We start from the raw sequence: 23,445 nt of genomic DNA on the forward strand, positions 1-23,445 counted from the left end.
GCCGAATTACTTGCAGTTGATCGTGATCGACCCCGTGCAATCGGCACAGTTCGTACAGTTGAAGACGGTCATCGCCACATCGCCACCGGCGATGTCGGCTTCGGCATACTCGCCGCCGATAAACAGAGCCCCTGCCGGATTGTCCGCACCCGCGGACGCGCGCCACTCGGCTGCCTGGTCGAACTCGCACTCGCTGTAATTCATGTCGTTCATGACATTGACTCCTTTCCTGGTGAGTTGAGAATCGAACTTCCACGTGCCAGCAGTACGACACCGCAAGGTTCCATCATCCAACGTGCGGCATTCCTGGACCGCCAACACCGACCGATTCTCTGCACTTCTCCACACGACCACAAGCCCGCGCACGACGTCGACGTGCGTTTCAACACGCCGACGTCGTTCAATCGCGACGCGCGTCACACGCGAGTCCCTCGATGGTGCAGCGCGCCATCGACGCTGTGCCTCACGCGGCCCGCGTGGCGTAGAACTGTGCCTCCTCGGTCGAGCCGGTCAGTGCGGTCACGCTGGAGGCGCCGCCCTGGATCACGGTGGTCACATCGTCGAAGTAGCCGGCACCGACTTCCTGCTGGTGAGAGACGAAGGTGTAGCCCTGGTCGCGGGCGGCGAATTCGCGTTCCTGCACCTGCTCGACGTAGTGGCGCATGCCTTCGCCGCGCGCGTAGTCGTGCGCGAACCGGAAGCTGTTGAACCAGTTGATGTGGATGCCGGCCAGGGTGATGAACTGGAATTTGTAGCCCAGCGCTGACAGTTCGTCCTGGAATGAAGCGATCTGGCGATCGTCGAGGTTCTTCTTCCAGTTGAAGCTCGGCGAGCAGTTGTAGGCCAGCAGCTTGCCCGGTGTGGCGGCCTGGACGGCCTGGGCGAACTCGCGCGCAAAGCCCAGGTCCGGGGTGCCGGTCTCGCACCACACCAGGTCGGCGAACGGGGCGTAGGCGACGCCGCGGCTGATCGCCTGCTCCAGGCCGTTGCGGACCTTGTAGAAGCCCTCGGCGGTGCGTTCGCCGGTCACGAACGGCGCGTCGTTGGCATCGAAGTCGGAGGTCAGCAAGGTGGCCGCCTCGGCATCGGTGCGCGCCAGCACGATCGACGGCACGCCGAGCACGTCGGCGGCCAGGCGCGCGGCGATGAGCTTCTGCACCGCCTCCTGGGTCGGCACCAACACCTTGCCGCCCATGTGGCCGCACTTCTTGACCGCCGCCAGTTGGTCCTCGAAGTGCACGCCCGCCGCGCCGGCGACGATCATGTTCTTCATCAGTTCGTAGGCATTGAGCACGCCGCCGAAGCCGGCCTCGCCGTCGGCGACGATCGGCAGGAAGAAATCGATCGCCTCGCGCGCATCGAGCTTGCCGTCGGCGATGTTCTTCCACTGGATCTCGTCGGCACGCTGGAAGGTGTTGTTGATCCGGCGCACCATCGCCGGCACCGAGTCGTAAGCGTACAGCGACTGGTCGGGATACATGGTCTCGGATGTGTTGCCATCGGCCGCAACCTGCCAGCCCGACAGGTACACCGCCTCCAGTCCCGCCTTGGCCTGCTGCATCGCCTGCCCGGCACTGATCGCGCCGAACGCATTGATGTAGCCCTTCTTGGCCTGTCCGTTGAGCAATGTCCACAGCCGCTGCGCACCGCGGCGGGCCAGCGTGTGTTCGGGCTGCACACTGCCGCGCAGGCGCACGACGTCGGCTGCGGTATAGGTGCGCTGGATGCCGCTCCAGCGCGGGTCAGTGGTCCATTCGTGCTGCAGGGCGTCGATCTGGTGCTGGCGCGTGGTCATGGGCGGTTCCTCTGGTGTGGTGATGCGTGATGGGAGATGTCGGCGCAGCGGCGTGTCACAGCCGCTCGTACGCCGGCAATGTCAGGAAGTCGGCCAGCGTGTCGGCCCGGGTCAGCGCTTCGAGCAGGGCGATGGCCTCGGCCACCCGGGCGGCGCCGGGGACCGCTTGCCGCGCCAGGCGCGAGGGCAGCGACAGCAGGACACGGTCGAACAGCGCATCATCGATCGCGGTGCCATCGTCGAGATGCAGCGGCATGCCGGGCGCGCCGCTCGCATCGGCATCGGCGTGGTGCAGCCACTGCCACAACTGCGCGCGTGCGATCTCGGCGGTCGCGGCGTCCTCCATCATTCCGTGGATCGGCACGCAGCCGTTGCCGTCGAGCCAGGCAGCGAGGTAGCGCACGCAGACTTCGACGTTGCCGGCGAAGCCGGCGTGGGTGATCGTGCCCAGCGACGGCGCGATCAGGTCGTCGCGCGCGACCAGCACGTCGTCGCGCGTCATCGCATGCTGGTGCGGCCCACGCATGCGCGCATCGAACACCTGCCGCGCGATCGGGATCAGCGCCGGATGCGCGACCCAGGTGCCGTCGTGGCCGGCGGTGACTTCGCGCAACTTGTCGGCGCGCACCCGGTCCATTGCCGCTTCGTTCGCGGCCTCGTCGCCCGGGATCGGGATCTGCGCCGCCATGCCGCCCATCGCGTGCGCGCCGCGGCGGTGACAGGTCTGGATCAGCAGTTCGGAGTAGGCCTTGAGGAAGGGCTGGGTCATCGTCACCTGGCCGCGCTCGGGCAGCACGCGGTCGCGGTGCCGTCGGAAGGTCTTGATGTAGGAAAAGATGTAATCCCAGCGCCCGCAGTTGAGGCCGGCGATCCGCCCGCGCAGCGCGTGCAGGATCTCGTCCATCTCGAAGGCGGCGGGCAGGGTCTCGATCAGCACCGTGACCCGGATCTGTCCGACCGGCAGGCCCAGCGCGCGCTCGATGTGCGCCAGCGCGTCGTCCCACAGTTGCGCTTCTTCCATCGACTGCAGCTTGGGCAGGTAGAGGTAGGGCCCGCGGTCGCGCGCGGCCAGCGCATGGGCGTTGTGGAACGCGAACAGGCCGGCATCGAACAGCGCCGCCGACATCGGCGCGCCGTCCACGAGCACGTGCTTCTCGTCCAGGTGCCAGCCGCGCGGCCGCACGATCAGCACCGCCTGCCGCGCCTCGGGCAGCAAGGCATAGCGCTTGCCGTTGCCTTCGAAGGTCAGGCTGCCGGCGGCCGCTTCGCGCAGCGCGCGCTGGCCGGTCAGCAGATTGGCCCAGGTCGGCGAGGTCGAATCCTCGAAATCGGCCATGTAGCACTGCGCGCCGGAGTTGAGCGCGTTGATGACCATCTTCGGATCGACCGGTCCGGTGATCTCGACCCGGCGGTCGCGCAACGCGACCGGGGCCGGCGCGACGGTCCATGCCGACTCGCGGATGCCGCGGGTGTCGGCGCGGAAGTCGGGCAGGGCACCGGCATCGAAGGCGGCCTGGCGGGTGTGCCGGGCGCGGAGCAGGGCCTGGCGCCGGGCCTCGAACTCGCGGTGCAGGCCGGCGAGGAAGGCCTGGGCCGCCTCGTCGAGCAGGTCGACGGGCGTTCCGGCAGGCAGCCCCACGGGCAGGTCGCACGCGGCATCGGGGGGCAGCGCGTGCAATCGGTGGACGGCGTTCATCGGCAACTCGGCCTCTCTCGGGTGGTGGTGCGGTGCAGCAGACCGTCTCTCCACGCCGGGTATTTGACAAACGAGTTCTGTCAATGCGAACTATGAGTTCAGCTGATACTCGAATCGGAATGGCCGCCAAGTCCCCGCCCCCGTTGCGGTTTCCGTACAAGAGCGACCGGCTCAAGCCGCTGCGCGCGTTCTGTCAGACGACCCGCCTGGGCTCGGTGTCGCGGGCCGCCGAGGCGCTCTACGTCAGCCAGCCTGCGATCTCGCTGCAGTTGCAGGCGCTCGAACGCGAACTCGGGGTCAAGTTGCTCGAACGCAGCGGCCGGCGCCTGGTGCCCACCCGGGCCGGTGAGGTGCTCTACGACCTGGCGCTGCCGCTGGTGGAGGGCATCGACGGCTTGCCGGCCGCGTTCCGCCGCGAGGTCGGCGGCCTGGACGCCGGTGCGCTGACGATTGCGGCCAACAGCTCCACCATCCTGTATCTGCTGCCGAAGATCGTCGAACTGTTCCGCCGCCAGCATCCCGATGTGCGGCTGACACTGCACGACGCGATCACCGCCGACGGCAACGACCTGCTGCGCAGCGACACGGTCGACCTGGTGGTCGGCTCGATGGTCGACGTGCCGCCGGACCTCGACTACGCACCGGTCTATCGCTTCGAGCCTGTTCTGCTCACCCCGCCCGACCACGCGCTGGCGCGCGCGCGGCGGATCACGCTCGAGGAGATCGCGCGCTACGGCCTGATCCTGCCGCCGAAGCGGCACGTGACCTACCGCCTGGTCGATCAGGTGTTCCAGCAGGCACGCGTGCCCTACACGCTCGCGCTGGAAGTCGGCGGCTGGGAGGTGATCAAGCAGTACGTCGCGATGGGCATGGGCATCTCCATCGCCAGCGCGATCTGCCTGGAGGCGGGCGATGCGGCGCGACTGGCGACGCGTCCGGTGTCGGAATGGTTTCCCGCACGCAGCTACGGCGTGGTCGTGCGCAAGGGCAAGCTGCTCTCGCCGCAGGCCCGCGCGTTCGTCGAGCTGATCCGCCCGGATCTGTTCGCCCGCCGCGACGGCAGCGGCAGCGGGCACTCGGAACGCTGAGCGGCGGCGGCGGGCATCGCCCGCGCCGCGGGCCGGCCGTCACCGGCCGGCGGTCACCGGCTCGGCGCGCTCGGGGCCAGGGGCTGCAGATCGGCGCGAGGCCTTCTCCAACTGCGCCAGCGCGACCTCGCCGGCGACCTTGGCCTCCATCGCCTGCTTCTGCACCATGCACAGGGTCTGCATATGGTCGGCGTCGAAGTTCAGGCGCTCGATCAGGAAGTCGACGAACGCACGGACCTTCGGCGAGACCAGTCGGCCGCCTGCGAACACCGCGTTGAAGTCGACCTCCGGACCGGTCCAGCCGGCGAGCACGCGCTGCACCATGCCCGCCTCGACGAAGGCCTTGGCCATCACGTCGCCGGTCAACATCAGGCCCTCGCCCTTGATCAGCGCCCAGTTGAGGGCCGCCGGATCGTTGCCGACCAGCTGCGGATTGACCGGGAACTCGCGCAGCGCCTGCCCATCGGTCAGCGACCACACGAAGCGGCCATTGTGCGGATTGCGACTCTTGCGCATCACCAGTGTGCGGTGGTGCTGCAGATCGTCGGGATGCAGCGGCTCGCCGTGCTTTTCGATGTAGGCGGGGCTGGCGAAGACCTGCGTGCGCAGACTGCCGAGCTTGCGCGCGACGAAGTTGGAGTCGGGCAGGGTGCCCACGCGCAACGCCAGGTCGGCTTCGCCGCCGATCAGATCGAGATGCTCGTTGCCCATGTGCATATCGAGCAGGATCTCCGGGTACTGCGCCTGGAAATCGCCGAGCAGCGGCGCGATCCAGGTGATGCCGATCGAGTAGGGCACGGTGAAACGCAGCCAGCCGCGCGGACCGCCCTGCAATTGGCCCACCGCGGCCTCGGCCTCTTCGAGTCCGCGCGCGATGCGCTGGCAATGCTCGTGATAGACCGCGCCGGCCTCGGTCAGCCCCAGGCGACGCGTGGTCCGGTGCAGCAGCCGTGCGCCCAGCCGCTGTTCGAGCTCCTGCACCTTGCGGCTGACCGTGGTCTTGGGCAGGCCGAGTGCGTTGGCGGCAGCGATGAAGCTGCCCTGCTCGACCACCTTGACGAAGATCAGCGTGTCGTTGAGATCGTGGGCCATGCGCGCGCTCCGGTGGGGGACGGACGCGATTGGCCCGTTCGAGGGACAATTATTCCCTCGAATCGGGACTAATCAAGTCCTCGATCGCGGCCTATCGTCTGCAGCCTCCCCCGACCGGAGCCCGCCGATGGCCCTCGACCGCCCTGTTGCCAGCACACGCGCCACCCCCAGCAAGGGCCGCACCGCTGCGCCTCGGCGTGGGTTGGAAATCCCGCCGAATCAATCGTCTAGCGCCCGCATTGCGGTCCCCCGCGGGGTGCGTGGCGGTGGCTTCGACTGGCGCCGGATGTGGGCCTGGCTGGGGGCCTCGACCCTCGACCAGGGGATCCCACCCCCGGTCGAAGCCTGCTTTTCGGGAGACAAAATCCCATGACCGGGACAATGTCTCCGCTGCTGGTACTCGGCGCGACCGGAACGATCGGCACGCGCTTGATCGCCCGCGCTGCCGCCGCCGGACGTCGGACGATTGCGGTGGCCCGCGATGGCGCCGCGCTCGCTGCGCTGCGCGAGCGTCACGGCGCGACCGTGGTGCCGCTGGCCGCGGCGCTGTCCAGCGATGCCGACGCCGCCGCGCTCGCGAACCGTGTCGCCGCGCTGGCCGGCCCCCGGCCCGGCGCGGTGGTCGCGGCGATCCGCGGCGTCGCCCCGGCACGCCGGCTGCTCGACGCACCGGCCGACTTTCTGCGCCGGCGACTCGACGAGGACCTGCTGCCGCATCTGGCCGCCGCGCGCCATCTGTTGCCGCTGCTGGCACCGGTCCCCGGCGGCGCCTATGTCCTGGTCGGCGGCCCCGGCGCCGAGCAGCCCTGGTCGGGCTACGGCCACCGTTCGATCGGTGCGGCCGCGTTGCAGATGCTCGCCCGTGTGCTGCACGAGGAAGCGCGGACGTTGCCGGTCCGGGTGCAGATGCTGGCGATCGACTCGCCGGTGCGCACCGCGCACAACGCCACGCATGCCTGCACCCAGTGGCCGGACGCCGATGCGATCGCCGACTACGCGCTGCGCATGGTCGACGGCCGCCTGCGCCCCGACGCCGCGCTGCTGCGTTTCCCGACCGGCCCGGTGCGCCCGCCCGGCCTGTCCGACGACATCGATCTCGCACCGCCGCCGTGCGTCCCCGCATCGACCCACGACACCGCCGCGCAGGCGCTGCTGCAGCGCATCGCGGCCCGTTCCCGATCCCCCCAGGAGTTCCGCTCATGACCCCCATCCTCACCCGCGCCCTGGCCGGTTCGCTGCTGGCCGCCGCGATCGCCGTCACTGTGGCCGGCTGCGACAGCCGCGCCGAATCGGCCGGCCCGCCGCCTCCGCCCGAAGTCGGGGTCGCCGCGGTGCTCGCCGAGCCGGTCAAGGACTGGAACGACGCCACCGGCCGGATCGCTGCGGTCGAGAGCGTCGAGCTGCGGCCGCGCGTCAGCGGCTACGTCGAGCGCGTGGCCTACGCGGAAGGCGACGAAGTGAAGCAGGGCGACCTGCTGTTCGTCATCGACCCGCGTCCGTACCGCGCCGCGTTGCAGCGCGCCGAGGCCGAACTGGCCCGGGCCCGCGCCGAGGCGCAGCTGGCAGCGACGCGGCACGACCGCGCGCAGTCGTTGATCGAGGCCAGCGCGATCTCGCGCGACGACTTCGAGGCCCGCAGCGCCGGACGCGCCGAAGCCGAGGCGGCGGTACGCGCCGCGCAGGCCGCAGTCGAGACCGCGAAGCTGGACCTGGCTTTCACCCAGGTCCGCGCGCCGGTCGACGGCCGCGCCGGGCGCGCTTTGCTGACCACCGGCAATCTCGCCCAGGCCGACGCCTCGCTGCTGACCACGGTGGTCTCGCAGGATCCGGTGCACGTCTACTTCGAGACCGACGAGCGCACGTTCCTGCGGCACCAGGCACTGGCCCGCGAAGGCGCGCGCACCGCCGGCCGCAACGCGGTGCGCGTGGGCCTGTCGGATGAGACCGGCTACCCGCATACCGGCACCGTCGACTTCCTCGACAACCAGGTCGATCCGGCGACCGGCACTGTCCGCGCCCGCGCCGTGCTGCCCAACCCCGACCGCCGGTTCACGCCGGGCCTGTTCGCCCGCGTGCAGCTCGAAGGCGCGGCGGCGCGCGAGGCGGTGCTGATCGACGACAAGGCCGTATTGACCGACCAGGACCGCAAGTACGTCTACGTGCTGGGCGAGGGCAACACCGCGCAGCGCCGCGACATCGTCCCCGGGCGCATGGTCGATGGCCTGCGCGTGGTCGAGTCGGGCCTGGCGGCCGGCGATCGCGTCATCGTCAATGGCGTGCAGAAGGTCTTCATGCCCGGCATGCCGGTCGCACCGCAGACGGTCGCAATGCGTGGTGGCCAGCCCGTCGAGGCGGTCGCACAACACTGAGGTCGCATCGCCGAGGCCTCTGCCTTTCCGGGAAGAGGCCGGCGCGCGCAGTGCATCGGGTGCGGGCCGGGTCTTGCCGAGCAAGCCCGGTGCGCATCCACCCCTCGAGGCGCTTCTCCATAGCGGAGAAAGCCCCGCTGTTTCCGCGTTTTCTTACGTTGCGGCCCTCGCGCCGCCCACAAGGATCTTCCCGTGGACTTTTCCCGCTTCTTCATCGACCGGCCGATCTTCGCCGCGGTGCTGTCGATCCTGATCTTCGCCGGCGGTCTGATCGCGATGCCCCTGTTGCCGATCGGCGAGTACCCGGAAGTCGTGCCGCCCTCGGTGGTCGTGCGCACGGTGTATCCCGGCGCCAACCCGAAGGTGATCGCCGAAACGGTGGCGACCCCGCTCGAGGAGGCCATCAACGGCGTCGAGGACATGATGTACATCAAGTCCGTGGCCGGCTCCGACGGCGTGCTGCAGCTCACCGTGACCTTCAAGCCCGGCACCGACGCCGACGATGCCGCGGTGCGCGTCCAGAACCGTGTGGCGCAGGCGCAGGCCCGACTGCCCGAGGACGTCCGGCGGCAGGGCGTGACCACGCAGAAGCAGTCGCCGGTGTTCCTGATGGTCGTGCATCTGACCTCCCAGGACGGCCGCTACGATTCGCTGTACCTGCGCAACTACATGCGCCTGCACGTCAAGGACGAGATCGCCAAGATCGCGGGCGTGGGCGATGCCCAGGTCTTCGGCGGTGGCGACTATGCAATGCGCCTGTGGCTGGATCCGGACAAGATCGCCGCGCGCGGCCTGACCGCGGGCGATGTGGTGCGTTCGGTGCGCGAACAGAACGTGCAGGTGTCGGCAGGCCAGCTCGGCGCCGAACCGATGCCCAATGGCAGCGACTTCTTGCTGCCGATCAATGCCAAGGGTCGCCTGGAGACCGTCGAGGAATTCGGCGACATCGTGCTCAAGGCCGGCAGCGACGGCGAGCTGGTGCGTCTGGCCGACGTGGCCCGGATCGAACTGGCCGCCGGCGACTACACGCTGCGGGCGCGCCTGGATGGCAAGAACGCCGCGGCCATCGGTGTCTTCCAGGCCCCGGGCGCGAACGCGCTCGAGATCCGTGACGGCGTGGTCGCGACGATGGAACGGCTGCGGCCTTCGCTCCCGCCCGGCGTGGAGATCCAGTCGATCTACGACACCACGATCTTCGTGCGCGATTCCATCAAGTCGGTCGTCACGACGCTGATCGAGGCCACGCTGCTGGTGGTGCTGGTGGTGATCCTGTTCCTGCAGACCTGGCGCGCATCGATCATTCCGCTGCTCGCCGTCCCGGTATCGATCGTCGGCACGTTCGCGGTGCTGTATCTGCTCGGCTACTCGATCAACACGCTCACGCTGTTCGGCCTGGTGCTGGCGATCGGCATCGTCGTCGACGACGCCATCGTGGTGGTCGAGAACGTCGAGCGGCATATCGAGCTGGGCGCCTCCCCGCTGGAAGCGGCCCACTTGGCGATGCGCGAGGTGTCCGGGCCGATCATCGCGATCGCGCTGGTGCTGTGCGCGGTGTTCGTGCCGATGGCCTTCCTGACCGGCGTCACCGGCCAGTTCTACAAGCAGTTTGCGGTGACCATCGCCATTTCCACCGTGATCTCGGCAATCAACTCGTTGACGCTGTCGCCGGCCCTGGCGGCCAAGCTTCTGCAGCCGCACGGCGCGCCGAAGGACCGGCTGACCCGGCTCATCGACCGCGCATTCGGCTGGGTGTTCCGTCCGTTCAACCGCTTCTTCCAGCGCAACTCCGAGCGCTACGAAGGCGCCGTCTCGCGTTCATTGGGCCGTCGCGGTGTCGTGTTCGTGGTCTATGCCGTGCTGCTGGCGGGCGCCGCCCTGATGTTCAAGATCGTGCCGGCCGGCTTCATTCCGGTGCAGGACAAGATGTACGTGATCGCAGGCGTCAAGATGCCCGAAGGCGCGTCGATCGAGCGTACCGATGCGGTACTCAAGCGGATGGCGGCACTCGCCAGCGAGGTCGACGGCGTCGCCAGCGAGATCGCGTTCCCGGGCCTGAACCCGCTGCAGTTCACCAATACGCCCAACAACGGCGTGGTGTTCTTCACGCTCGATCCGTTCTCCGAGCGCAGCCGCAGCGCCGAGGAGATCACCGCCGAGCTCAACCAGAAGTTCTCGACCATCCAGGAAGGCTTCACCTTCGCCTTCATGCCGCCGCCGATCCAGGGCCTGGGCAACGGGTCGGGGTGGTCGTTGTTCGTCGAGGACCGCACGCGTCTGGGCTACGGCGAGCTGCAGGCCGCGGTGCAGGCCTTCCAGGCTGCCGCGATGCAGACGCCGGGGCTGGGCTATCCGATCAGCAGCTACCAGGCCAACGTGCCGCAGCTCGATGCCGAGGTCGATCGCGTCAAGGCCAAGGCCCAGGGCGTGCCGCTGACCGAGCTGTTCGACACGCTGCAGACCTATCTGGGCTCGGCCTACGTCAACGACTTCAACATGTTCGGACGCACCTGGCAGGTCATCGCCCAGGCCGACGGCCCGTTCCGCGAAGACGTGGCGGACATCGCCGCCCTGCGCACGCGCAATGCGGCCGGCGAGATGGTGCCGGTGGGCTCGATGGTGAATGTCCGCCAGACCTATGGCCCGGACCCGGTGATCCGCTTCAACGGGTATCCCGCCGCCGATCTGCTGGGGGATGCCGACCCGCGCGTGCTGTCGTCGGGCGAGGCGATGGCCAAGGTCACCGAGCTCGCCGGCCAGGTGCTCCCGAACGGCATGGGCATCGGCTGGAGCGACCTGAGCTACCAGCAGTCCAACCAGAGCGGCGCGGCGCTGGTGGTGTTCCCGCTGGCGGTGATGCTCGCGTTCCTGGTGCTGGCCGCGCTGTACGAAAGCTGGTCGCTGCCGCTGGCGGTGATTCTGATCGTGCCGATGACGTTGCTGTCCGCCCTGTTCGGCGTATGGCTGGCCGGCGGCGACAACAACGTGTTCGTGCAGGTGGGCCTGGTGGTGCTGATGGGTCTGGCCTGCAAGAACGCAATCCTGATCGTCGAGTTCGCCCGCGAGCTGGAGATGCAGGGCAAGGACATCATCACGTCCGCGCTGGAAGCCAGCCGCCTGCGCCTGCGGCCGATCGTCATGACCTCGGTCGCGTTCATCGCCGGCACCGTGCCGCTGGTGCTGTCCACCGGCGCGGGCGCAGAAGTCCGTTCGATCACCGGCATCACCGTGTTCGCCGGCATGTTGGGCGTCACGCTCTTCGGCCTGTTCTTGACGCCGGTGTTCTACGTCGCGATGCGCAAGCTCGCGAACCGGCCGCTCGTCTCGCACGCACCGGTCGCGCCCGTCGCACCGGCCCATTCCTGATCCCCCGCTAGGAGTTGCTCCATGTCCGTTTCCGATTCCCGCATCGCACTGGTCACCGGCGCCACCCGTGGCATTGGCCTGGAGACCGTGCGCCAGCTCAGCACTGCCGGCGTGCACACACTGCTGGCCGGTCGCGATCGCGACCGCGCGGTCGAAGCCGCGCTCAAGCTGCAGGCCGAAGGTCTGCCGGTCGAAGCGATCGCGCTCGACGTCACCGACGCCGCCAGCATCGCCGAGGCCGCGAAGACGATCGAGGCACGCCACGGCCGTCTCGACATCCTGGTCAACAACGCGGGCATCGTTGCCGACGACCCGACCCAGGGCACCACCGGCCAGTCGCTCGACACCTGGCGCACGACGTTCGAGACCAACGTGTTCGGCCTGATCGCGACCACGCAGGCGCTGCTGCCGCTGCTGCATAAGTCCAAGGCGGGCCGGATCGTCAATGTCTCGAGCCTGCTCGGCTCCATCAGCCAGCACCAGGACCCAGCCTCCTTCATCTACGACATGAAAGGCATACCGGCCTACAACGTGTCCAAGACCGCGGTGAATGCGTGGACCGTACACCTGGCGCACGTGCTCAAGGAGGCCGGCATCAAGGTCAACACCATCCATCCGGGCTACGTGCGCACCGACATGAACAAGGCGGGCGACGAGCAGAACGGCGAGCTTGAGGTCGTCGACGGCGCGCGCACCAGTGTGCGGCTCGCGCTGATCGACGACGACGGCCCGACCGGTGGCTACTTCTACTTCGACCAGGCACTGCCATGGTGACGCGCCCGCTCATCGCCACCCTGGCCGCGGCGTTGCTCGCCGCCTGCGCCGTCGGCCCGGACCACGTGCGTCCCACGATGGCGGTGCCCGAGACCTTCGGCGTGCAGGCGCCTGTGACCGATACGGCAGCGGCGGCGCCCGTCGCCGCACCGGCCGACGGCGCCTTCTGGCAGGCCTTTGGCGACCCGCAGCTCACCGCGCTGGTCGACGATGCGCTGACGGCCAACCACGACCTGCGCATCGCACTCGCCCGCTTCGACCGCGCCAACGCCTTGCTGCGCAACGCGCGCTTCGACCAGTGGCCGACGATCGACGCCAGCGGCCGGGCGACCAGCAGCCGGGCCAGCGCCGACCAGGCACCGGGCGTCCCGCGTGCCGCACGCGACAGCGACGCCTTCGAGGCCGGCATCGGCGCAAGCTGGGAACTCGACCTGTTCGGCCGCGTGCGCCGCGGCGTCGAGGCCGGCCGTGCCGAAGCGGCGGCGAGTGCCGACGACCTGCGCGCCTTGCAGGTGGCGATCGTCGGCGAGGTCGCGACCGCCTACCTCGACCTGCGCGGCCTGCAGGAGCGGCTGCGCGTGGCGACCGAGAATGCCGGCAACCAGCAGCACACGCTGGCGCTGGTCGAGGCTCGCCGCAACGCCGGCCAGGACAGCGACTTCGACAGCGCGCGCGCTTCCGCGCAGGCGGCCTCGACCGCATCGCGGATCCCGGCGCTGGAGGCCGAGATCGCGGTCGCGATCCATCGCATCGCGGTCCTGACCGGGCGCACACCCGACGCCCTGCGCGATGCCCTTAGCGCCGCGCGCGATCTGCCCGCCGTGCCGCGCGCGATCGATCCCGGCACGCCGGCCGACGTGCTGCGGCTGCGCCCGGATGTCTCGGCCGCCGAGCACCGGCTGCACGCCGCGACCGCGCGCGTGGGGGTGGCGACCGCCGACCTGTTCCCGCGGCTCACGCTCGGTGGCCTGATCGGCAGCCAGGCCGGCGAAGTCGACGCGCTGTTCAAGCGCGACAGCGAGACCCGGCTGGTCGCCCTCGGCATCGACTGGTCGTTCCTCGACATCGGCCGCGTGCGCGCCCGCATCGCTGCGGCCGACGCCGACGCCGAGCTGGAACTGGCGCGCTACCAGCAGACCGTACTGCGCGCGCTCGAGGACACGGGCAACGCGCTCGCACGCTTCGATCGCGCGCACGACGAGGACGTCGAACTCGAACGCGCCGCCCGCGACAGCGCCCGCGCCGCCCGGCTGGCCCGCATGCGCTTCGAAGCCGGCGCGACCGGACTGCTCGACGTCCTCGACGCCGAGCGCACGCAGTTGCAGGCAGAAGACGCCTTCGCCGCAGGCCGAACCCGTACCGCCACCGGCGCCGTGGCCCTGTACCGCGCACTCGCCGGCGGCTGGCCGCAGTCGCTCCCGCAACGCGAGTCCCTCGACACACAGGTCTCGCAACGCTGACCTGCCTCGACGCCCCTGTCCGATTGCAGGAACGTCCATCGCTCGAAGGACGCTCGGCACACCGTCCGCTTGCAGAGGAGATCGGTGCCATGGGCGCCGGGTGGGGAAGGGCGTCCACGCAGTCTCTTCCGGATCCCCGTCCGCGACCCGCTCGGCCCCCACCCAACCCTCCCCCGCAATGCGGGGGAGGGCTCAGGTCCGCCGCGCCGGTGACATGAAGTCGGCAGCCCATGCGCGCGTCACCGTCGGCACCCATGCGCGCGCATCACACCTCCCCCGCGTGCGGGGAGGTCGGCGCCACCGGCGCCGGGTGGGGGCGCGGGCTTTTTCGCAGTCGCTTTCCGCATAGCCCCCGCGACCTGCTCGGCCCCCACCCAACCCTCCCCCGCAATGCGGGGGAGGGCTCAGGTTCGGCGCACCGGTGACTGAAGTCGGCAGCGCATGCGCGCGTCACCGTGTGCGGCACCCATGCGTGCGCATCACGCCTCCCCCGCGTGCGGGGAGGTCGGCGCCGCCGGCGCCGGGTGGGGGCAGGGCTTTTACGCAGTCGCTTTCCGCATCCCCCCGCGACCTGCTCAGCCCCCACCCAACCCTCCCCCGCAATGCGGGGGAGGGCTCAGGTCCGCCGCACCGGTGACATGAAGTCGGCAGCCCATGCGCGCGTCACCGTGTACGGCACCCATGCGCGCGCATCACACCTCCCCCGCGTGCGGGGGAGGTCGGCGCCACTGGCGCCGGGTGGGGGCAGGGCTTTCATGCAGCCCCTTCGGAGTGCCGCTCCGCAGCCGCTCGGCCGCACCCAACCCTCCCGGCAAGGCGGGGAGGGCACGCAACGCTCAGCCCAGCAGGACGCGGTTAAGGCGCTGCACGAAGGCAGCCGGGTCGGGCAGCGGCGCACCGGCCGCGATCTCGGCCTGTTCGAGCAGCAGCGTGGCCAGGTCGGTCGCCTTCGCCTCGTCGGCCTCGGCCTCGATCCGCTGCAGCAGCGGGTGTTGCGGATTGATCTCCAGCGTCGGCTTGCTGTCGGGGATCGCCTGGCCGGCCTCACGCAGCAGACGCGCCAGGTGCGGCGCCATCTCGTAGTCGGCCAGCGCCAGGCACGAGGGCGAGTCGGTCAGGCGCGCAGAGACGCGCACGTCGCCCACGCGGTCGCCGAGCAGGCCCTTGAGCCGCTCGATCAACGGCGCCGCAGCCTTCGCCGCTTCCTCCTGCTTGGCCTTGTCGGCAGCGTCGAGCGGCAGTTCACCCTTGGCGACGTTCTTCAGCGACTTGCCGGCGTACTCGTGCAGATGGCCCAGCATCCACTCGTCGATGCGATCGAACATCAGCAGCACCTCGATGTCCTTCGCACGGAAGGCCTCGAGTTGCGGGCTGCCGGCCGCGGCGGCGTAGCCGTCGGCGGTGATGTACCAGATCGTGTCCTGGCCCACGGCCATGCGGCCGACGTAGTCGTCCAACGACACGGTCTGCGCGGCGCCCTCGCCCTTGGTCGAGGCGAAGCGCAGCAGCTTGGCGATGCGTTCGCGGTTGGCGGGGTCTTCGACGATGCCTTCCTTGAGCGTATTGCCGAAGGCCTTGTAGAACGCGGCGAACTTGTCGGCATCGTCGCGCGCGAGCTTCTCGATCAGGTCGAGCACGCGCTTCACGCACGCGCCCTTGATGCGTTCGAGCTGACGGTTGTGCTGCAGCAGCTCGCGGCTGACATTGAGCGGCAGGTCGTCGGCATCGACGACGCCGCGCACGAAGCGCAGATAGTTCGGCAGCAGCTCCTCGGCCGCGTCCATGACGAACACGCGCTTGATGTAGAGCTTCAGGCCCTTGCGCTCGTCGCGCCCCCCCATCATCAGATCGAACGGCGGCTGCGAAGGCAGGTACAGCAGCGTGGTGAAGCTCTGGCTGCCCTCGACGCGGTTGTGGGTCCACGCAGCCGCATCGTTGAAGTCGTGGCCGAGCGCCTTGTAGAAGGCCTGGTAGTCCTCGTCGGAGATCTCGGACTTGGGCTTGGTCCACAACGCCGAGGCGTCGTTGGCGGTTTCCCATTCCGGCGCGGCGTCGGCCTTGGCCGCGTTCTCGTCCGCTGCGTCGTCGGCCGACGACGGCGCGTCCTTGGGCATGCGGATCGGGAACGCGACGTGGTCGGAGTACTTGCGCACCAGCGAGCGCAGCTTCCAGCCGTCGAGGAACTCGTCCTCATCCGCCTTCAGGTGCAGGATCACGGTGGTGCCGCGCTCGGGCAGCGTGACGGCTTCGAGCGCGTACTCGCCGCGCCCGTCGCTCTCCCACTTCACGCCGGCCTCGGGCGCGGCACCGGCATGGCGGGTGAGCACGGTCACCCGGTCGGCGACGACGAAGGCCGAATAGAAGCCCACGCCGAACTGACCGATCAACCGGGCATCGGCCTTCTGCTCGCCGCTCATCGCTTCCAGGAACCGGCGCGTACCGGAGCTGGCGATGGTGCCGATATTGGCGACCACGTCGTCGCGGGTCATGCCGATGCCGTTGTCGCGGATGGTCACCGTGCGCGCGGCCTTGTCCCAGCTCACATCGATATGCAGTTCGCCGGTCCCGGCCAGCAGCTCCGGGTTGGCGATCGACTCGAAGCGCAGCTTGTCGCAGGCGTCGGAGGCATTGGAGATCAGTTCGCGCAGGAAAATCTCCTTGTGCGAGTACAGCGAGTGCGTCACCAGGTGCAGCACCTGGGCGACTTCGGCTTCGAACTTACGGGTCTCGGTGGTGGCGGTCATGACGGTCCGTGTGGCGTGTTGCGAGAGCGCCGATATTGGTCTGCTCGCGGCGGAATCAAGCCGCCCGGGCATCGCGCGCGCCCTCGCTGGACCGCACTTGCGTCCAGCCGGGCCGTGTTGACTCGCTAAACCGGCGTTGAACGCTCCAGAACGGTCAAAACCTGAATTCGCCACTCTCACGAATTCTTCACATTAACGAGATCTTAACTGCGCCAACCGTCCCCGGCAGCGCTGCGGGCCGGCGCATTCCCCCCTTTTGCCCCTTTGCATACAGGACGCCCGTTGCCATGACTCCGTTCACTCGCCGCGCGCCACGCCGCCATGCGCTCGCCATCTCGATTCCCCTTGCGCTGGCGGCCATCGCGCTGCCGCTGCAGGCCGCTGCCCAGCAGAGCACCACCACGCTCGACCGCATCACTGTGACCGGTTCCAACATCCCGCGCACCGATACCGAGACCGCCTCGCCGGTGCAGGTGATCTCGCGCGAGCAGATCGATCGCACCGGCAAGACCACGGTGGGTGAGTACCTGCAAAGCCTGGCGATCGATGGCGCGGGTTCGGTGCCCAAGAGCTTCGGCAACGGCTTTGCCGGTGGCGGCGCGGCGATCTCGCTGCGCGGTCTGGGCGCCGGCTCGACGCTGGTGCTGCTCAACGGCCGTCGCATGGCGCCGTTCGGCCTGGCCGACGACGGCCAGAAGGTGTTCACCGACCTGAGCACGATCCCGCTCGACGCGGTCGAGCGCATCGAAGTGCTCAAGGACGGTGCCTCGTCGGTCTACGGCTCGGATGCGATCGCCGGCGTCGTCAACGTGATCCTGCGCACCGATTTCACCGGCGCGGTGGCGACCGTGTCCTACGGCTGGTCGGGCGATGGCGGCGGCGACCAGCCCAAGGCCTCGCTGACCGCGGGCACCGGCAGCCTGACCGAGGACGGCTACAACGCCTTTTTCAGCATCGAGGCCGCCAAGACCGATGCCATCCGGCTCTACGACCGCCGCGACCGCGACTGGATCGGGACCGGCGACACCCGCCGCTGGGGCTACGGCATCGGCGGCAACCTGCCCGGCCGCATCACCGGCGGCGGCACCGGCGCCGGCGCCAGCCCGAGTGGTGCGATCCAGAATCCGATCACCGGCCGATTCGAGTCGCTGCCCGGCTGCGCCGGCCTGTCGGACGTGACCCCGCAGGATCCGGCGGGCGGCTGCCTGTGGGACGTCGCCCGCTTCCGCGACCTGTCGCCCGAAGAGAAATACGTGAACTTCTTCTCGCGCGCTGCCTTCGCAGTCGGCGACAGCAGCGAGCTGTACATGGAACTGGGCATCGCCAACAAGCAGACCGTGTTCCAGAACACGCCGTCGAGCGCGTCTGGCGCCTGGGGCTATCCGGGCGGCCCGGTCAACGCCTCCGACCCTGGCCCCGGCGCGGTCGTGCTCGGCCCGGACCATCCGGACAACCCGTACCCCGGCACCGCAAACCGCCTGCGCTACGCCGCGTTCGACGTCGGCCCGCGCACGACCTACAACGACAGCCGCTTCATGCGCCTGCTGCTCGGCTTCAAGGGCACTGCCGGGGCCTGGGATTACGACGTCGGTTACCTGCACTCGGGCACCGACCTGACCAACGAGCGCACCGGCTTCCTGCGCTACAGCCACGTCAAGACCGTGCTCGAGGACCCCAACAGTCCGGTCGGCTGGTGGCGCATCGGCGACGATGCCGGCCGCAACACCCAGGCACTGTACGACTACATCTCGCCACGCATCCGCGCCACCGGCCGCACCCGCCTGGACATCATCGATGCCAAGGCCACGCGTTCGCTGGCCGATCTGGCCGGTGGCCCGCTGGGCCTGGCAGTCGGCGCCGAGTACCGCCGCCAATCGGTGCTGCTCACCCCGCAGACCTACACCGACATCGGCGACATCATCGGCCTGGGTTACTCGGCCTATGGCGGCGTGGAAAAGGTCTCCAGCGCCTATGTCGAGTTGCAGGCGCCGGTGCACGAGACCCTGGAACTGACCGGTGCGCTGCGCGTGGACAAGTACGACGGCGGCGAGACCTCGACCACGCCCAAGGTCGGCGTGAAGTGGTCGCCCGCCGACTGGATCGCGCTGCGCGGCACCTATGCCGAGGGCTTCCGCGCCCCGAATCCGGCCGAGGCCGGCACCGGCGGCCTGGCGGCCTTCAGCACCGCGGTCGACCCCGTACGCTGCGCTGCGCCGGGTCACGAGCCGCAGGACTGCGATGCCGGTTCGATCGCGCTGATCACCTCGCCCAACCCGGACCTGCGGCCCGAGGAATCCAAGAGCACGACACTCGGCCTGGTGCTCTCGCCCTGGACCGGCGGCTCGCTCGCACTCGACGCATTCCGCATCAAGCGCACCGACGAGATCTTCGGCGGCAGTGCCGACGCGGCGATCGCCGCCGGTGGTGCCAATGTGATCCGCGGCACCAACGTGATCCCGGGCACCCCGGGCAGCGGCTCGATCCTCGCGGTGCTGGTGGGCTACGAGAACGCCTCGTCGACGACCGTCGAAGGCTTCGACGTCGATCTCGAACAGCGGATCGAGCTGGGCGATGCGGGCCGCCTGCGTCTGGACCTGCAGCTCACCCACATCAGCAAGTTCGAACGCGTCGACGTCGATGGCACGGTCTACGAGTTCGCCGGCACCCACGGCAACTGCGATGTGACCAACTGCATCGGCACCCCGAAGAACAAGGCCAACTTCGGCGCCACCTGGGAGATGGACCAGTTCGCGATCAGCAGCGTCGTGAACTGGCGCGACAGCATCAGCAACTTCTCGTATGAGGGCAGCGGCTGCGCGAACAGCTTCGCCAACGGCGACGATGCCCCCGGCGGCTGCAAGCTGGCCTCGTTCTACACCATCGACCTGTCGGCACGCTGGATGCCGACCGAGCACTGGGAAGTGTTCGGCTCGGTCGCCAACCTCACCGACCGCGTCGCGCCGCTCGACCCGCTGACCTACGGCGCCATCAACTACAACCCGATGGACTTCAGCGGCGCGATCGGCCGTTACTTCACGGTCGGTGCGAAGTTCAAGTTCAACTGATCTTCCCGCAATCGGCAGGACCCGGACGCCCCGCTTGTCGGGGCGTCCGCATGTCTGCAATCACCAATCGAAGACGTGCGTCTGCACGCCGCAACGAGCAGCCCTCCAGGTCAGGCGGCTTCGAGCTCGAGTTTGCCGACGCGCCGCAGGTCGACTTCGCGACGCGCCACCCACAGATCGAAGGCATCCTGCATCGCGAGCCAACTCTCGGGTGTTCTCCCGATCGCCTTGGCGAGCCGCAGCGCCATTTCCGGCGTGACACGACTCGTGCCGTTGAGGATTCTGCTCAGCGTGGAGGCGGACACATCCAGCTTTTCAGCCAACATCCGCCCGCTGACGCCGTTAGGCTCCAGGTAGACCGCGACGATGAATGCGCCGGGATGCGGCGGGTTGTACATGGCCATCCGTGATAATCCTCGTAGTCCAGCACGTATGCATTACCGTCCCGGAACTCGAATGTCAGCCGCCAGTAGCCGTTGACGGACATCGCCCAGCGCCCCCTGCATCCGACCTTTGAGCGAATGGAGGCGAAAGCCTGGAATCTCCATGTCCTCCACGATCGAAGCCGTGTCCAGCGCAGCGAGCTGCATCTGCAGCCGCTTCGCGTGTCCGGCCTGGCTCCCGGCCGTGCTGCCTGTCACGTAGGACCGGCGAAGTTCCTTGTACCGGAATGACTTGATCATGCCGCCAGCGCAGCATGTTGCCCATTACGCAACAACGTGCTGCCGGACGGACGATCTCGGCGCGGCCTACGGTTGATCTGCATCAATGCCGGGCGTCCAGGGGGGCTCTAACTTGGCACCACACCCACCGGCGACGCACCGCCAGTCGCCGTCACCCGGAGCCGTTATGAACGTCCTGCCCTATTCCGCGTTCGAGGTGCTGGCCATGGTCATGGAGGGCACGCATGTGCCGCCGCCGGCCGTCGCCGTGCCGCCGCCCGTCGCCGATACGCCCACACCTGCGCCGGCCGAACCGGTCTATCCCGACTTCCGCCACGCCGCTTGACCCGATCCGTCGGACGGCCCGGCGTCCGCCTGCAAGGCAAGGACACCGAGCCGCCCGGGGCGTTGTCGCACTCAGGGCTGGTAGCAATCGCCCGAGGGATCGACCTCGATCTCGATCAACTCGCTGCCGCCGCCACCCCAGACATTGCCGCCGGTGAAGATCAGGCAGCCCTCGCCGCGGAACAGCGCCTGCAGGCGCGTCGCGTCGTTGCCGAAGTAGAACGGAATCCAGCGCTTGCCCGATTCGTAGGTATGGAACCGGTCCGGCGCGCGGTCCATGAGCTCCTGGACATCCTGCATGCTCATGCCGATCTGCAGCTGTGCGAACTTGCTGCCTTCGGCCGGCGTGCCGACGATCTCGCCGGTGAAGGCGCCATCCTGCGAGGGCACCTCACGCCGTTGCCCCTCATTGGCGCCCGCCGTTGCCGAAGCCGCCATCATCCCCAGCGCCAGTGCAGCGCCGATTCCCCAATTGCGCATCGCGATCCCCTCGTGTCGTGCGTCGCCCCGATGGCGACGGCCGGGCGATGCTAGCAGGCCGGTCGACGCTCGACAGCGCCGGTCAGGCGATCCGTTCCACCCGGCATTCGCGGCACAGCGGATAGGCGTCGAGGAACGGGCGAATCGCCGCATGCATCTGCTCGAAGTCGGCGCCGTACATGTACAACGCCGTCTCGCTCGGCCCCTGCCAATGGCTGTTGACCATGCCACGCTCGCCCAGCAGGCGCTCGCATTCTTCGACGACGTGGTGGATGTCGCAGGTGTCGTACACCGCTTGCGGCAGATCGGTGCCATTGAGGTAGAGCGCCAGGCCTTGATGGGCACCAAACACGATCGGCGTGTCACGATCGGGCACATGCAAGCGCGAGCCGACCGGTGCGAGCATCGCGGTGAAGGCCTCGCGGACGAACTCGATCTGGGCCGGCGAGGCATCGGACAGCTGGATCTCGATGTCGCAGGCCTTGACCTCTCCGCTCTCGGCCAGCAGCGTGCCGCCGCCCACGACTTCGGCGTCGATCTCACGATGCCGGCACAGATCCCCGAACGCATCCTCAAGCGCCGCGCGATCGGCCGGCGCCAGCCGCGCATTGAGGCTGACCGTGACCACCGCCGGCTGCGGCTTGCGCTTGAAACGTCCGAACATGCCCAGGCTCCGTGAGGTCGATCCGCGTATTGTCGATGAAGCGAGGCCAGATGTACCGCAATGATCGGCGCGTTCACCGAGGCCGCATGCGGCGCTCGAGTGGCCACGGCGCCATCGTCCGGAACACCCCGTCCCGGCGCACCCATGCATGCCGGAGCGCGGCGGCCAGATGCAACGCGATCACCGCCAGCAGCGCGCGGGCGAGCCATGCATGTGCGGCGCGCAACACGCTGTAGAGCGCGGGATCGTGCGGCGCGATCGCCGGCAATCGCACATCGCCCCACAACACCACTGGATTGCCGGCGGCCGACACCATCGCCCAGCCGATCAGCGGCATCGCCAGCATCAGCGCGTACAGGGCGACATGCGAGGCGTGCGCGGCGGCGCGCTGCCAACGCGGCAGGTCCGACGGCAGTGCCGGCGTGCGGCGGATCAGGCGATGCGCCAGGCGCACGAGCGCCAGCACCAGCAGCAACGCACCGATCGGCCGGTGCAGTGCGAGCAGCGACGGGCGCAGCGTCATCGAGGCGACCATCGCCACGCCAATGAACAGCATCGCCAAGATCAGCACCGCCATGCTCCAGTGCAGTAGGCGGGCGAAGGCATCGTGGTGATCGGGCCGGGCGCTCATCGCGCGGTCTCCTGCGGCGGCACGCCATCGACGTCGGCACCGCGCGCGATCTCGCGCTCGCGGCGATCGAAGGACTGCGCGTACACCGATGCGCGCGCGGCCAGGATCGGGTCCTCAGACAACGCCACACCCGGCGGCACGAGGGTGGGATCGAAGTTGAGATCGCGGCACGGACCGGTCGCTTGGTCCTGCGCCTGGGTCAGCACCAGCGTGCCGACCACCACCTGCTCGCGCGCCTCCGGCCACGGCGTGCTCGGGTCGCGAGCATCGTCGTCGGGACCGGCGAGGGTGACGACCATGTCCCAACGCAGCGGACCGCGCGCCAGCCGCGCGCGCAGCTCGTCCTGCAGATAGTCGCGCTCGGCCGCCTCGCGCTGCGCCGCGTCCATCTCCACAAACGGCGCCTGCGGTCGCATCGACCAGCGCACCAGCCGCGACATGCCTGCGGGGTCGATGAAGCGGTAGGCATGGATGCCGTTGTACTGCGTGTTGGCGAAGCTGTCCGACCACGGCGCCGCCTTGGCCCAGGCGGCGAAGCGCTGCGCCTCGGGATGGCGCGCGGCGAACGCCGCCATGCGCGCAGGATCAGGCTTGCCGGTCGCCGGATCCGGCGCCGACGCACGCGTCTGCTCGAAGAAGGTCTCGATCGACGCCGCCCCGAAGAACGGAAAACTGTTCATCGCCATGCGCCACTGGCTGCCGTCCGGGCTGTCGAGCACCAGCGCCATGCTGCGTACGCGCGCCTGCGCATCCAGCCCATAGGGCGAGCCACCGCCGATCGACAGCCGGCCGAGCACCGGCGTGCGCGGGCTGGCGAACACGGCAGCCCGGCTCAATGCCGTGCCCGCCGGAAGGCCCTCGAAATGCCCAGCCACGCACACGCCCTTCGCATGCGCGCGTCGAAAGCCGGGGAACGGTGTGGTCGAGGTCGCCTCGATCGCATCGGTCATGCGCGCGGGCGTCAGCCGTCCGAGGCTCAACCAACCAGCGGTCCATGCGAACAGCAGCAACAGCGCGCCGACAATCGCGGCGATGGCGGCGTATGCCCGCAGCGCGCGGCGGCGCGCAGGGCCGGAAGACGGCGGCTCGGCGGAGGGCATCGTGGCGTCCCGAAGGTGGCTGCGGCCGAGCATACCCCTGCACGCGCTGCCGCAACGTCGCCATTGTCCCCAACCACGGCCGACCCGCGGGCCCTGCGTGTGTTGACCCGTGCGCGG

Annotated in this window: 17 protein-coding genes and 2 pseudogenes; 8 read left to right on the forward strand and 11 right to left on the reverse strand. The window is 69.2% G+C overall.

Going from position 1 to position 23,445, the window contains the following annotated elements; translation table 11 throughout:
* Positions 1-6: 6 nt before the first annotated feature.
* From FHW73_RS02140 to aceB, 3 genes are all read right to left on the reverse strand, one after another.
* The gene (locus tag FHW73_RS02140; RefSeq protein WP_183425054.1) at positions 7-213 is read right to left on the reverse strand and encodes a DUF6229 family protein; all 207 of its coding nucleotides are present in this window, start codon (positions 211-213) and stop codon (positions 7-9) included.
* Positions 214-463: 250 nt separating this feature from the next.
* A complete protein-coding gene (gene aceA, locus FHW73_RS02145) occupies positions 464-1,795 on the reverse strand; it encodes an isocitrate lyase (protein WP_183425055.1) in 1,332 nt (443 codons plus the stop codon).
* 55 nt (positions 1,796-1,850) lie between these two features.
* Positions 1,851-3,491 (reverse strand): malate synthase A, encoded by a 1,641-nt coding sequence (aceB, locus tag FHW73_RS02150; protein WP_183425056.1) that lies wholly within the window; start codon positions 3,489-3,491, stop codon positions 1,851-1,853.
* A gap of 119 nt (positions 3,492-3,610) precedes the next feature.
* Between aceB and FHW73_RS02155 the strand changes: the two genes are divergently transcribed.
* Positions 3,611-4,579 (forward strand): LysR family transcriptional regulator, encoded by a 969-nt coding sequence (locus FHW73_RS02155; RefSeq protein ID WP_183425057.1) that lies wholly within the window; start codon positions 3,611-3,613, stop codon positions 4,577-4,579.
* A 180-nt stretch (positions 4,580-4,759) separates the two neighbouring features.
* Here FHW73_RS02155 and FHW73_RS02160 read toward each other — a convergent pair.
* A pseudogene (locus tag FHW73_RS02160) lies at positions 4,760-5,671 on the reverse strand (LysR family transcriptional regulator); the annotation flags it as partial.
* Between the two features lie 369 nt (positions 5,672-6,040).
* On the opposite strand from FHW73_RS02160, the gene FHW73_RS02165 reads away from it, so the two are divergent.
* The 5 genes from FHW73_RS02165 to FHW73_RS02185 all read left to right on the forward strand — a co-directional run bounded on the left by FHW73_RS02165 (position 6,041) and on the right by FHW73_RS02185 (position 13,637).
* Positions 6,041-6,874, forward strand: coding sequence for an SDR family NAD(P)-dependent oxidoreductase (locus FHW73_RS02165; protein WP_183425059.1), 834 nt, complete (start codon positions 6,041-6,043; stop codon positions 6,872-6,874).
* On the forward strand, positions 6,871-8,040 hold the full coding sequence (locus FHW73_RS02170; protein WP_183425060.1) for an efflux RND transporter periplasmic adaptor subunit: 1,170 nt from the start codon (positions 6,871-6,873) through the stop codon (positions 8,038-8,040). Before FHW73_RS02165 ends, FHW73_RS02170 begins: the two co-directional genes overlap by 4 nt.
* 192 nt (positions 8,041-8,232) lie before the next feature.
* Positions 8,233-11,403 carry a multidrug efflux RND transporter permease subunit gene (locus FHW73_RS02175; RefSeq protein WP_183425061.1) on the forward strand — a complete coding sequence of 1,057 codons (3,171 nt, stop codon included), beginning with the start codon at positions 8,233-8,235 and terminating at the stop codon, positions 11,401-11,403.
* A 21-nt stretch (positions 11,404-11,424) separates the two neighbouring features.
* Positions 11,425-12,177, forward strand: a complete 753-nt coding sequence (locus FHW73_RS02180) for an SDR family oxidoreductase (RefSeq protein ID WP_183425062.1) — start codon at positions 11,425-11,427, stop codon at positions 12,175-12,177.
* Positions 12,171-13,637: an efflux transporter outer membrane subunit gene (locus FHW73_RS02185; protein WP_183425063.1), complete on the forward strand. Its 1,467-nt coding sequence runs from the start codon at positions 12,171-12,173 to the stop codon at positions 13,635-13,637. Before FHW73_RS02180 ends, FHW73_RS02185 begins: the two co-directional genes overlap by 7 nt.
* Positions 13,638-14,473: 836 nt before the next feature.
* Here FHW73_RS02185 and htpG read toward each other — a convergent pair.
* A complete protein-coding gene (gene htpG, locus FHW73_RS02190) occupies positions 14,474-16,381 on the reverse strand; it encodes a molecular chaperone HtpG (RefSeq protein ID WP_183425064.1) in 1,908 nt (635 codons plus the stop codon).
* Between the two features lie 287 nt (positions 16,382-16,668).
* On the opposite strand from htpG, the gene FHW73_RS02195 reads away from it, so the two are divergent.
* Complete coding sequence (locus tag FHW73_RS02195; RefSeq protein ID WP_183425065.1) at positions 16,669-19,446, forward strand: TonB-dependent receptor; 2,778 nt, start codon at positions 16,669-16,671, stop codon at positions 19,444-19,446.
* Positions 19,447-19,556: 110 nt separating this feature from the next.
* Here the strand turns inward: FHW73_RS02195 and FHW73_RS02200 are convergent, their stop codons facing one another.
* Together FHW73_RS02200 and FHW73_RS17395 are read right to left on the reverse strand one after the other, a co-directional pair.
* Positions 19,557-19,850, reverse strand: a complete 294-nt coding sequence (locus tag FHW73_RS02200; protein ID WP_183425066.1) for a HigA family addiction module antitoxin — start codon at positions 19,848-19,850, stop codon at positions 19,557-19,559.
* Between the two features lie 153 nt (positions 19,851-20,003).
* Positions 20,004-20,129, reverse strand: a pseudogene (locus tag FHW73_RS17395) (peptidase); the annotation flags it as partial.
* 166 nt (positions 20,130-20,295) lie between these two features.
* Between FHW73_RS17395 and FHW73_RS02210 the strand changes: the two are divergent.
* Positions 20,296-20,454 (forward strand): hypothetical protein, encoded by a 159-nt coding sequence (locus tag FHW73_RS02210; RefSeq protein WP_183425067.1) that lies wholly within the window; start codon positions 20,296-20,298, stop codon positions 20,452-20,454.
* 71 nt (positions 20,455-20,525) lie between these two features.
* Here FHW73_RS02210 and FHW73_RS02215 read toward each other — a convergent pair whose 3' ends face one another.
* The 4 genes from FHW73_RS02215 to FHW73_RS02230 all read right to left on the reverse strand — a co-directional run bounded on the left by FHW73_RS02215 (position 20,526) and on the right by FHW73_RS02230 (position 23,328).
* Positions 20,526-20,933, reverse strand: a complete 408-nt coding sequence (locus FHW73_RS02215; protein ID WP_183425068.1) for a hypothetical protein — start codon at positions 20,931-20,933, stop codon at positions 20,526-20,528.
* Positions 20,934-21,015: 82 nt separating this feature from the next.
* Positions 21,016-21,597 carry a hypothetical protein gene (locus FHW73_RS02220; protein WP_183425069.1) on the reverse strand — a complete coding sequence of 194 codons (582 nt, stop codon included), beginning with the start codon at positions 21,595-21,597 and terminating at the stop codon, positions 21,016-21,018.
* A gap of 73 nt (positions 21,598-21,670) precedes the next feature.
* Positions 21,671-22,228 (reverse strand): cytochrome b, encoded by a 558-nt coding sequence (locus FHW73_RS02225; RefSeq protein ID WP_183425070.1) that lies wholly within the window; start codon positions 22,226-22,228, stop codon positions 21,671-21,673.
* Positions 22,225-23,328 (reverse strand): catalase family peroxidase, encoded by a 1,104-nt coding sequence (locus FHW73_RS02230; protein ID WP_183425071.1) that lies wholly within the window; start codon positions 23,326-23,328, stop codon positions 22,225-22,227. Before FHW73_RS02230 ends, FHW73_RS02225 begins: the two co-directional genes overlap by 4 nt.
* Between the last annotated feature and the right edge of the window lie 117 nt (positions 23,329-23,445).

The organism is Luteimonas sp. RC10, from assembly GCF_014192745.1.
In the GTDB taxonomy this organism is placed as follows: Bacteria; Pseudomonadota; Gammaproteobacteria; order Xanthomonadales; family Xanthomonadaceae; genus Luteimonas.